The sequence below is a fragment of the Psychrobacter sp. ENNN9_III genome, from assembly GCF_001462175.1.
Lineage (GTDB): Bacteria > Pseudomonadota > Gammaproteobacteria > Pseudomonadales > Moraxellaceae > Psychrobacter.
The window spans coordinates 1-11,645 of record NZ_LNUO01000026.1; the positions used below are offsets into that span (position 1 = coordinate 1).

Consider the following 11,645-nt stretch of genomic DNA (forward strand, 5'->3'; position numbering starts at 1 on the left):
ACCGAAGTCGCTTTTTCCATACTATGAATACATTAGTAGCTTAAAGCTTACTGCATCTGTTCTTTGATCAAATCACCAATTGTTTTTGGTTGTGCATCAGAACCTGGAGCAGCAGTTGTATTAGTGCTACCTAGATCTTTAATCGCTTGACGCTCTTCAGCTTCGTCTTTCGCTTTGATAGACAAGTTGATGTTACGAGTCTTACGATCTACACTGATGATTTTCGCTTCAACGTCATCACCAACGCTTAAATGCTTAGTTGCATCTTCAACGCGATCACGTTGGATTTCAGAAGCGCGTAGATAAGCTTCAACTTCGTCAGCAAGTTCAATAGTAGCGCCCTTAGCGTCTACTTCTTTCACTTTACCATTGACGATAGCACCACGGTCGTTACTAACTAAGTACTCGTTGAATGGATCTGAGCTTAACTGCTTCACGCCTAGACTGATACGGTTTGCTTCTGCATCTACAGACAATACCATTGCTTCTACGGTGTCACCTTTGTTGTAGTTACGGATAGCTTCTTCACCAGTCTCATTCCAAGAGATATCAGATAAGTGAACAAGACCGTCAATACCACCGTCTAGACCGATAAAGATACCAAAGTCAGTGATTGACTTGATAGTACCAGTGATTTTATCACCACGCTCATGTTTCTTATCAAACTCTTCCCAGGGATTTGCTAGGGTTTGCTTGATACCTAAGCTAATACGACGACGCTCTTCATCAATATCGAGAATCATCACATCAATCTCATCGCCTACTTGAACGACTTTTGATGGGTGAATGTTTTTGTTAGTGTGATCCATTTCTGATACGTGTACCAAACCTTCGATACCTTCAGAAATTTCAGCGAAGCAACCATAATCTGTCAAGTTAGTTACGCGTGCTTTAACCACACTACCGACTGGGTAAGTGCCGCCAACGTTATCCCAAGGATCAGTACCAAGCTGTTTTAGACCTAGGCTAACACGGTTACGCTCACGGTCAAACTTCAATACTTTAACCTTTAGGTCTTGGCCAACTTCAACAACTTCAGATGGATGCTTGATACGGCGCCATGCCATGTCAGTGATGTGCAATAGACCATCGATACCACCTAGATCAACGAACGCGCCGTAATCAGTAAGGTTCTTAACGATACCTTCGATCTCGATGCCTTCTTCAAGCTTGTTCAATAGCTCTTCGCGCTCAGCTGAGTTTTCAGCTTCCATAACTGCACGACGGCTAACCACAACGTTGTTACGCTTTTGGTCAAGTTTGATGACTTTGAATTCTAGCTCTTTGCCTTCAAGATGCGTTGTATCACGGATAGGACGTACATCTACCAATGAACCTGGTAAGAACGCGCGTACTGAACCGATATCTACAGTGAAACCGCCTTTAACTTTGCTTGAGATAATACCTTTAACGATTTCATCGTTATCAGCGATTTTTTCAAGGAAATTCCAAGTTTCAACACGTTTAGCTTTCTCACGTGACAGCAAGGTTTGACCCATGCCGTTATCAACCGCTTCAACTACGACATCAACGCTATCGCCAACTTCAACTTCAAGTTCGCCTTCTTCGCTTAAAAACTCTTCACGAGCGACGATACCTTCAGATTTAAGACCAGTATCTACTGTGATCCAATCGCTATCGATGGCCACAACAGCACCTGTAATAACCGAGCCACGCTCGATATCTAGGCCCTGCTCTTCAATGCTCGCTTCAAATAGTTCAGCAAATGATTCCATTATGTCTACCTTTGTATAGCCGTATCCTGTCCAGCACAGTACGGATCAAATTTATGATTGTATAGAACGAAATACTGGTTTTATATCCCATGCAATCATATAAAAAAACGTTTATTGGTAATAAGCTCCTAGCTAGTATTGCTTACTATCAACAACTGTCTTAGATAAAAATACTTATATCTCTTTAATCACTACTAATTTTGACTACTCTAATTTTATACTAAATTCAATCGTTATAGGGAAGTTTTTGGTTCGTAATATGTTGTTTTTATTAACTATTAAAATAAATACCTTTATCTTGGCATTGCTTTTTGACTAGCTCGTAAACTGTATCGGCATCTAACATTGAGCTATCTAATACTAATGCATCTTTAGCAGGTTTCGAAGGTGCTGTGGTTCGGTTCTCGTCACGTTCATCACGGGCTTTGATTGTATTCAAAATGGCTTCAAAATCTGCTGCTTGACCCGTATTTATCAATTGAGTCACACGTCGCTCTGCACGCGCTTCAGCACTGGCAGTCAAAAACACCTTAACATCAGCATCTGGAAAAACGACCGTACCCATGTCGCGACCATCAGCAACTAAACCTGAACGAGTAGCCATATTTTGTTGCAGCTTAAGCAATGCTTGACGAACTTTAGGAAATACAGCTATCTGCGAGGCATAACCTCCAACGGTTTCGTTACGGACTTGCTCACCGACTGCTTCATCGTTAACCAAAATATCGACCCGTCCTGACTCATTATTCGGCACAAAAACAATATCTAAACCTTGGGTCAATTGCAGTAGCTCTATCTCATCAATAGGTCGTTTGGCGTCTGCACTGATTAATCCAGCTTCAAATGCTTTTAGTCCTACAATACGATATAACGCGCCTGAATCTAATAATTGATAATCAAGAGTCTGTGCTAAACGCCATGTAACCGTACCCTTACCTGCACCACTTGGCCCATCGATACAAATGACAGGATAACGCTTAAAACTCGTTGTGCCACTATCCTCACTATTAAGTAAAGAGTCATCAGGTGTAGAGACAGTCATAACACTCACTTAATCACAGATATCATGGAGACAATGCTTCATGTACTTACTTGATATTAAAGTTTATTTATCAAATGCTTAATAAACCAATTATTTGGTTAGCAATCAAATAGGGCGATATTATAGCAAACAAACAACGTTATCACTAGTATCAAGACTGGTATCTTATCTATTAGTCATATTATTTACTAAAAACACTATCTTTATGCTTTTTCATATTTTTTCGACGTTCACGAAAAAAGCTTTTAAGTATCTGACTGCTATGTACGTCACACAAACCATTATATGTTTCTATATTATGGTTATAAAAGCTCTGTATAGGCAGATTCATCTGACTACCGACCATACCAGCGCGTGGCTCACTTGCAGCATATATCAGCCTATCGACCCGTGCGTGTATCAGTGCCCCAACACACATTGTGCAAGGTTCTAGAGTCACATATAAAGTAGTCTCAAGTGGTAAACGATAATTTTTCAAGCGCGTACAAGCGTCTCTTAATGCGACAATTTCAGCATGCGCTGTCGCATCATGGCGTCCAATAGGCTCATTAAACCCTTGACCAATAATTTGATGATCATGTACCAATATCGCCCCTACTGGCACCTCTCCGCTCTCGGCACCTTGCCGAGCGAGCGTTAAAGCTTTTTGCATCCATTTAACGTCTTGGGTTGACCAAAACGTACTGTCTTGAATGTTTAAGGATTGATATGGCATTAATTTTATATTTCGTGTGTTTTGCATTTATTGTGGTAATTGCCAGTCAATTGGCGTTTTCCCATATTGCTTTAGATAGTCATTGGTCTTAGAAAACGGCTTAGAACCAAAAAAACCGCCACGATTGGCAGCAAGTGGGGATGGATGAACAGCGGTTAAGATAAGATGCTTGTCAGTATTGATATACTTACCTTTCTTCTGGGCTTTACTGCCCCACAATATAAATACTGTGTGTTCTGTTTGTTCATTAACTACGTCAATAACAGCATCGGTAAACTGCTCCCAACCTTTATTTTGATGGCTGTTTGGTTCACCTTCTTTGACCGTTAAAGAGCTATTTAATAACAGTACCCCTTGTTGTGCCCAATAGGTCAAATCACCGTGTGCAGGGGGTTTGGTACCAATATCATCAGCCATTTCTTTAAGCAAGTTATTCAATGAAGGAGGCTTTGGAATCGCTTTAGGTACAGAAAATGATAATCCCATTGCCTGCCCTGGACGATGGTAAGGGTCTTGACCCAAGATAACGACTTTCACTTGTGACAAGGGCGTCAGATTAAAGGCATTAAACATCAGTTGCGCTGGCGGGTAAATGCTATCGTTTGACTGGTAAGATTCTTTTAAAAAAGCCCGTAGATTGTCCATATTCTCAGAGGTTAATTCATCTGCTAATGCTGTTTTCCAGTCCTCGGGCAAACGTACGTTGTCTAAAATCGCCTGTTTTTGTTCTGGGGTTTTTGTTGTCTGCTCATGGAACAACCTGTTTTTTGTTCTGGGGTTTTTTGTTGTCTGCTCATGGAACAACTCCATAATAAGTCCTTTACTATTTATTATTAATTAGTTTAAAAAGTATCCACTTATCATATTAGCAAAATGTTATGCCCACTTTATCATATTAGCAAAATGTTATGCCAACTTTGTTATAAAGTATAGCAATATCATAAAAAAAACGGCTACCGAAGTAACCGTTTTTGTTCAAAGAGTGACATGATTAGCTTGCTAATGACTCAGAGTCTGAATGGGGTTCATGGGTTTCAACCACAGTCAAAACAATGCGGCTATCTGCTGAACCTTTATCACTTTGCATACTAGTACTTGACGTAGTCTCATCTTTATTAAGTGAAACATGCCCAGAAGCATTATCCGACTCATCATTATGTTCTGGCTCTAAAGATATGTGCACTACTCCGCCATTCACTAAATCTCCGAATAAGATCATATTTGCTAATGGCTTTTTGATCTCATCTTGTATCAACCGCTGCATAGGACGCGCACCCATTAGACGATCGTAACCTTTGTCAGCCAGATAATCTCGTACTTCATCATCAATCTCTAAAGTAACCTGTTTATCATCAAGTTGCACTTGTAGCTCTACCAAGAACTTATCGACAACTGAGATGACTACTGAAGTATCCAATGGATTGAATTGAATAATCGCATCTAAACGGTTACGGAATTCAGGCGTAAAGACTCTTTTTAGCGCCTCAGTATTGTCACGACTATGATCTTGCTGAGTAAAGCCCATCGATGAGCGGCTGATACTATCTGCCCCCACATTGGTCGTCATGATGATAATAACTTGTTTAAAGCTAGCCACACGGCCATTATTATCAGTCAATGTGCCATGATCCATAACTTGTAAGAGTAAGTTAAAAACATCAGGATGCGCTTTTTCAATCTCATCAAACAACAATACACAATGCGGATGCTGATTGATTTTTTCAGTAAGCAGACCGCCTTGATCATAACCGACATAACCTGGCGGCGCCCCTATCAGACGTGAGGCTGTATGCGCCTCCATATACTCTGACATATCAAAGCGTACTAACTCTACACCTAATAGACTTGCTAACTGGCGTGATACTTCTGTCTTACCAACCCCTGTAGGCCCTGCAAACATAAATGAACCAATCGGTTTTTCTGGTGCTTTTAGTCCTGCTCGCGACAGCTTAATGGCATCAGCAAGCGTAGCAATAGCCTCATCTTGTCCAAACACTAAATGCTTGAGATCACGATCTAAATGCTCAAGAATACTCTTATCATCACTGGAAACTGACTTGGGTGGAATACGTGCAAGCTTAGCAATAATAGCTTCAATATCAGCGACATCAATTTTTATCGATGGCTTTTGATTATTGATCGTCTGCAAGTCATCTATAGTCTTCGACTGATCATCTGCCTTAGCAGTTGCCGCTTCATCTTGCATCTCGTTATCAATATCAGATTTTCCTGTATTGATCCCGTCGTAGTCTTTTTTGCTGACATCTTTTTCTAGATCTGCAATCAGACTGTTTTCTGCGTTGATATCATCTGTATCAGGAATAATTCCTAAACGCTTATATGCACCAGCTTCATCGATAACATCAATTGCCTTATCTGGTAAAAAACGCTCATGAATATGCTTAGAAGATAGCTCTACAGCTGTCACTAACGCTTCGTCAGTATACTCAACATTGTGAAACTCTTCATAACGTGGTTTAAGACCGCGTAAAATATCAATGCTATCTTCCACACTTGGCTCTTTTACATCGATCTTTTGGAAACGGCGCGATAAGGCATGATCTTTTTCGAACACTTGACGATATTCAGTAAAGGTAGTCGAGCCAACACAACGTAACTCACCATTTGCCAATGCTGGTTTGATCAAGTTTGACACATCCATATTGCTACTCATTGACGAACCTGCGCCAATAATCATATGAATCTCGTCAATAAATAAAATCGCATTGGGTTTTTTCTTAAGAGCATCAAGTAGTGACTTCATACGTTTTTCAAAATCACCGCGATACTTAGTACCTGCTATCAACGCGCCAATATCAAGACTATAGATTACACAGCCATTTAACGGTTTTGGGGCTTTATCATTGATAATCAGCCATGCTAAACCTTCAGCAATAGAAGTTTTACCAACGCCTGGCTCACCAACCAATAACGGATTATTTTTGCGACGACGACACAGCACTTGTGCAGTACGCTCAATCTCAGGACCGCGACCTATCAATGGGTCGGTTTTACCTTCTGCAGCACGCTGATTCAGATTACTTGCAAACTCTACCAATGGGTCTTTACTGGTTTTTTCTGAGGCGCTACGGCGTTCTCCACTAATAGAAGCACGCGGTTCAGACGGCTCATCCTTATCTTGTCCATGCGATAGATATTGAGTAAGCTCTAAGCGGCTAATTCCTTGCTTTTTGAGCAAATAGACCGCATATGTATCATGCTCAGAGAACATAGATACCAAAATATCTGAGCCTTCAACCAACCGACCACCACCGATTGATTGCACATGGAAAATAGCACGCTGCAAAATACGATCAAAGCTTTGAGTAGGCTGTGGTGATTGCTCCATGTCCACATCTATCGTTGGCGTATGCTTATCAATATAAGCTTCAAGCTCCGTACATAGATTTGAGACATTGGCATTGCAAGCAGTTAAGGTATTAGCAGCATGAGTATTCTCAAGAAGCGCTAATAACAGATGTTCAACAGTGAGATACTCATGCGACTTTTGGCGCGCAAGCGTCATTGCTAAACGCAAAGAGACTTCAAGATGACGACTTAACATAAGAAATTCCTACGGTTATACAACTCTTTATAATAATTTAATAGCTTAACTGGTAAATCAGGGCAGCAAAAGGATTGTTCAAGGTCAAAACACAACGGTTATTAAAAGGTAACGGCTACGATACGATTATGAACGTATTCAGCTTCGCTCTTACTCACCTTTATCACAACACGATCGTTATATATAGTCAATCTATTAACACGTACTAAAATGTATCAAAGAGTATGGTTGCTACAGGTCATTAAATTCAGAAAAACACTGCTTCCCTATATAATCCTATCGTTCTGAATGAAAGCACGTTACAAGTTGATTTCGGTAAAAGGCATATTTAATTTAAGCTTAAGGTTTTATGTAAAAACTAGCAGACAAAAAAATCTCAGTACTTTAAAGAACTAAGCCAATATGTGAATGGATTATGATAACTATAAGTGATGTAAAATGATGTATTTAAATAAAGCGATGATTTTTAGAGTTAATACTTATATAAGGTTATGTTTGACTAAAATCAAGATAAAGATAAAGAGAAGTAAATTGGGTATGGAGGTAGGTGCAATATTGGCCGATAAGCCAGTCTATAAGTGAATAGGACGGATTACCCTATTCACCTTGATGGGGTTCAATCTGAGTCAGTAATGGGTAGCCCTCACGATGAGCCAGACTATTTACCTTCTTAGCTTTAGTTTCAGCGATATCTTTAGGATAAATCCCAGCAATACCCTTACTACTGTTATGAATAGTCAGCATAATTTCAACTGCTGAGTCGATATTATGGCGAAACTCTGACTGCAAAATGTACACGACAAACTCCATTGGCGTATAGTTGTCGTTATACATAACCACAGCATACATAGGTGGCTTTGCTACTTCAGGTTCTGCAACTAACACATCCGCCTGAGGCGTTGTTTCGTTGTCTGTGTCATCATCTTGAGCACGATGAACAGCCGGCATATTAGGAAAATGCCAGTCAGCTACCGTAGGTTTAGAATATGCTATTACTTGTTTTATGGTCATAATAATAATAGTTTCAATAAAAATTTGATAAAAAATAAATAGTAAATTAATAACTTTTTAAAACAGTATTAATTGATATAAGTTCTGTGTATAGCCTGTTCAAAATTATGATGACGTGGTAAAAACCATCATATTCACGGTATTTATGGCTCAATAGGACTTTGATCAACCTCTGGTAGGTCCATTAATGATAAAGGCATACTATCTACCATATCACCAAGCTTCCAGTCATACAGTTGTTCGACTTGTTCGTCGCCTGCTTCTAAACTAAGCTTAACTTGTAAAGGTTTGAACCCACTAGGCATCACAAATCGACCACGAATACGAACGATGCCCTCAATAACATAACGAGCAGGGTCTAATGGAACTTCTACAAAGTCATCTTTGTTCTGTAGCGTTAACGTCACCTGTAAGCTTTTAGCAAGGCCATCCTCGCTAAGCATCCCTACATCAAAACCATACTCAAAAGCATTTTCGGGTAATGGCTCAATCTTAGCACCCAATACCTGTAATGGCATACCTCCTTGTTCAGCGATAACCTCTGCGTACAAATCGTTCAACTGTGAGATTTGTCTGTTATCAGTCTTCAAGGCTGCCTGCTTTTGCCGCAGATCATCCAAATTTGCCAAACTGATGGTCAGCTCTTGCTTGGCTGTGGCTACTTGATTGGTCAGCACCTTATGACTAATGCGTAAGTCTTTGAGCTCATTAGTAGCTTCTTTACTATTGATCGTAGCCTGCTCAGTTTCTGTCTTTAGCGCATAATAACCACGTTGATAGCCAAGCTTATGCCCAAGTAATATGGCTATTATCGCCGTCACCAGTATCGCTACCACAAATAACGCTAGCAGCCATGTCGATGCACCTCGTTGACTATTGCCAATACGCTGATTATATTTTATACGATAATCCCTATTTGATAATGGCTGCAACGACGCATTAGTTGCAGGCTGACGATGTACAAATGCAGACGCGTGACACACTGGTTGAGCTGGCTGATAGCGCAAGCGGGAGGCATTCTTAACACGCATCTGAATAAGATCTCTTAATAGTAAAGGCGAGATATTATAACGGAATTTAAAGTCAATACCTAGCATGGCGCTGTAAGTGTAATGACTTAATAGTAAAGCTTCTGTGATAAGTCAGCACTACATTCTATATAGGCATCTCTTCTACTTAGCAAGCATTAGGGTACAATTGGGGCCAGATTCAACCCTAATGTTTCATCAAGCGCGAACATTACATTCATATTTTGCACTGCTTGTCCTGCCGCCCCTTTGACAAGATTGTCTTGTACTACCAAGACGGTCAACTCGCCACGTTCATTATTTTGTTCTATTGCGATACGCAAACGATTACTCGCACGTACACTACGTGTATCAGGATAGATACCATGTGGCAGGACATCAATGAATGGTTCATTTACATAGCTGGTTTCAAACTCCTGCTGCCAGTCGATACCAGTGCCTGCCTCTGTGAGCGCCATATGAATAGAGCTAAACATACCGCGAATCATAGGTACTAAATGTGGTAAAAAACGTACCTGCTGTGAGTATTGACTGTCTAATAGCTGCTCAATACCCTGCTCAATCTCAGGTAAATGACGATGGCCACCGATGCCATAAGCTTTAAAATTATCCGTCGTTTCAGCATAATTAAGCGCAAGACTCGCTTGACGGCCCGCACCAGAGACGCCAGACTTGGCATCAATAACGATACGCGACTCAATCAAACGCGCTGCTTGTTTATTTTGCCTATCAATAATTGGTTTCAAACCTAGAATAGCCGTAGTTGGATAACAACCAGGATTACCTACAATAGAAGCTTCTGCAAGCTTGTCACGGTTTAGCTCAGGGAGCCCATATACTGCTGTTTTTAGTAGCTCAGGACAAGCATGCGTCTGCTGATACCAGTGTTCAAAATCTGCCAATGACTGTAAGCGAAAATCAGCCGCCAAATCGATTACCTTCACGCCTGCTTGAGTCAATGCTGCGGCTTGTTTCATAGCGACTCCGTGCGGCGTAGCAAAAAATACCACATCGCATTTTTGTAAAGCAGATAGCGTCTCATCGCCCAAATCACTAAAGACTAAGTCTGATATGCCACGTAAGCTTGGGAATATCTCATCAGCGCGCGTCCCAGCTTCACTTCTTGAAGTCAATAGATCAATAGACACCTTAGGATGTGCTGATAATAAGCGAATAAGCTCAATGCCTGTATAACCGGTACCACCGACAATAGCTGCTGAAATCATAAGGTGTCCTTTTACTTAATAGTCGTTAAATGCACTGCATACATTTGTAAATTATTTATCTAACAATACTGGCGCTTGGTTAAAACTTGCGTTATTTACTACTCAAATATATCAATGCTTAAATCTGATAATCATGTACAGCATCGATAAACACTTTTGCCCGATCTGGGTTGACCCACTGAGTAATACCATGTCCAAGGTTTGCTACGTAGCCTGTTTTATCTCCACTAGCATAAGCACCATCAAGCATCATTTTTACTTCTGCCTGAATAGTTTCTGGTGAACCATATAAAGTAGCTGGATCCAAGTTACCTTGAATTGCTTTACTACCTTGGAGCTTTTTATGCTTCTTAGTAAGATGACGCTGGCTTTCAGTTAAAACTTGACGCGCGCGATCGAGCGGCATCGTCCAATCCAATCCTAAGGCATCAGCTTCACTATCAGCTTGAATATTAAGCCAGAGACCACCGCCTTTAGTGAATAAAATCACGGGAATGTTGGGATGGCGTATTTTGAGCTCTGCCACAATGCGCTTGTTATATTGATGAGAAAAATCAATAAACTGACGATGACCAAGCGCTCCGCCCCAGCTGTCGAATATCTGTAAAATTTGCGCTCCAGCTACAACTTGCGCATCTAAATAGTCAATCACAGAAACTGCTAACTTGTCTAATAACTGATGTAAAAAGTCAGGATTGCTGTATAAAAACCCTTTTGTATAGCGATAATCTTTTGAGCTGCCACCTTCAATCATATAAGTAGCAAGCGTCCATGGGCTACCAGAAAAACCAAATAATGGCACTTGTCCGTTCAAGGCTTTACGAATGCTCGTCACAGCGCGCATAACATAATCAAGAGAGTCGTTGACATCAAGCTTTGGCAATCTATCAAGATCTGCTTGATTACGAATAGGATGTTTAAATTTTGGCCCTTCTCCAGTCTCAAAATATAAGCCCAAACCCATTGCATCTGGAATGGTTAGGATATCACTAAACAAAATAGCAGCGTCCAAATCATAACGGCGCAGCGGTTGCAAGGTGACTTCCGTCGCTCGGTCAGTATCTCTGCACAAGCTCATAAAATCTCCAGCTTCTGCACGCGTTGACTTATACTCTGGTAGGTAACGACCAGCTTGACGCATCATCCAAACAGGTGTGGTATCAATAGGCTCAAAACGCAGTGCCCGTATTAGCCTATCATTTTTTAGAGGGGCAAATTCTTGTTGGGCTGTATTCGTATTATTTAAGGCACTCATGCATAAGTCTCCAAAAGAGTACAATATTCGTTATTGTAATTATCATGGTTAAAAATAAAAAATTAAG

9 protein-coding genes are annotated in these 11,645 nt (G+C 40.6%); all 9 read right to left on the reverse strand.

Annotation, left to right across the window (positions count from 1 at the left end):
* Positions 1-47 precede the first annotated feature (47 nt).
* The 9 genes from rpsA to hemE all read right to left on the reverse strand — a co-directional run bounded on the left by rpsA (position 48) and on the right by hemE (position 11,578).
* Positions 48-1,736 (reverse strand): 30S ribosomal protein S1, encoded by a 1,689-nt coding sequence (gene rpsA, locus PENNN9_RS02090; RefSeq protein WP_058368109.1) that lies wholly within the window; start codon positions 1,734-1,736, stop codon positions 48-50.
* A 271-nt stretch (positions 1,737-2,007) separates the two neighbouring features.
* The gene (gene cmk / locus PENNN9_RS02095; protein WP_058368110.1) at positions 2,008-2,778 is read right to left on the reverse strand and encodes a (d)CMP kinase; all 771 of its coding nucleotides are present in this window, start codon (positions 2,776-2,778) and stop codon (positions 2,008-2,010) included.
* A 181-nt stretch (positions 2,779-2,959) separates the two neighbouring features.
* Positions 2,960-3,493 (reverse strand): tRNA adenosine(34) deaminase TadA, encoded by a 534-nt coding sequence (gene tadA, locus PENNN9_RS02100; RefSeq protein ID WP_058368129.1) that lies wholly within the window; start codon positions 3,491-3,493, stop codon positions 2,960-2,962.
* 27 nt (positions 3,494-3,520) lie between these two features.
* Positions 3,521-4,303, reverse strand: coding sequence for a uracil-DNA glycosylase (locus PENNN9_RS02105; RefSeq protein ID WP_058368111.1), 783 nt, complete (start codon positions 4,301-4,303; stop codon positions 3,521-3,523).
* Positions 4,304-4,484: 181 nt separating this feature from the next.
* Positions 4,485-7,058, reverse strand: a complete 2,574-nt coding sequence (gene clpA, locus PENNN9_RS02110; protein ID WP_058368112.1) for an ATP-dependent Clp protease ATP-binding subunit ClpA — start codon at positions 7,056-7,058, stop codon at positions 4,485-4,487.
* 597 nt (positions 7,059-7,655) lie between these two features.
* Positions 7,656-8,006, reverse strand: coding sequence for an ATP-dependent Clp protease adaptor ClpS (locus tag PENNN9_RS02115; RefSeq protein WP_082637955.1), 351 nt, complete (start codon positions 8,004-8,006; stop codon positions 7,656-7,658).
* A gap of 206 nt (positions 8,007-8,212) precedes the next feature.
* Complete coding sequence (locus PENNN9_RS02120; protein WP_058368114.1) at positions 8,213-9,100, reverse strand: hypothetical protein; 888 nt, start codon at positions 9,098-9,100, stop codon at positions 8,213-8,215.
* Positions 9,101-9,255: 155 nt separating this feature from the next.
* Positions 9,256-10,323 (reverse strand): N-acetyl-gamma-glutamyl-phosphate reductase, encoded by a 1,068-nt coding sequence (gene argC / locus PENNN9_RS02125; protein WP_058368115.1) that lies wholly within the window; start codon positions 10,321-10,323, stop codon positions 9,256-9,258.
* Positions 10,324-10,441: 118 nt separating this feature from the next.
* Positions 10,442-11,578 (reverse strand): uroporphyrinogen decarboxylase, encoded by a 1,137-nt coding sequence (hemE, locus tag PENNN9_RS02130; protein WP_058368116.1) that lies wholly within the window; start codon positions 11,576-11,578, stop codon positions 10,442-10,444.
* Between the last annotated feature and the right edge of the window lie 67 nt (positions 11,579-11,645).